Source organism: Streptomyces sp. GbtcB7, from assembly GCF_019091445.1.
GTDB classification, from domain to species: Bacteria; Actinomycetota; Actinomycetes; order Streptomycetales; family Streptomycetaceae; genus Streptomyces; species Streptomyces mirabilis.
In genome coordinates this window covers 1-229 of sequence record NZ_JAGXJM010000786.1, presented here as the reverse complement: position 1 = coordinate 229, position 229 = coordinate 1, and the positions used below count along the sequence as shown (strand labels likewise).

1 protein-coding gene is annotated in these 229 nt (G+C 67.7%); it reads left to right on the top strand.

Annotation, left to right across the window (positions count from 1 at the left end; translation table 11 throughout):
• Positions 1–229 (top strand): DUF2993 domain-containing protein (locus tag KVT44_RS57555; RefSeq protein ID WP_217577271.1); only part of this gene is annotated, 229 nt, incomplete at both ends.

The window sequence follows — 229 nt, the reverse complement described above, 5'->3', positions numbered from 1 at the left end:
TTCGTGATCGCGGACCGGGTGGCGGTCGGTTTCGCGGTGAACAAGGCTGCGGTCCGGATCAAGAGCACCGAGGGCCTGGCGAGTACGCCGGACGTGTCCATCGGGGGCTTCCCCTTCCTCACCCAGGTCGTCGGTGGCGAACTCGACGGCGTGAAGATCGGCATCAAGGACTACGAGGCGTCGACGAGCGGGGCGGGCAGTGCGGGCGGCACCGGCAGTAGCCGTATCA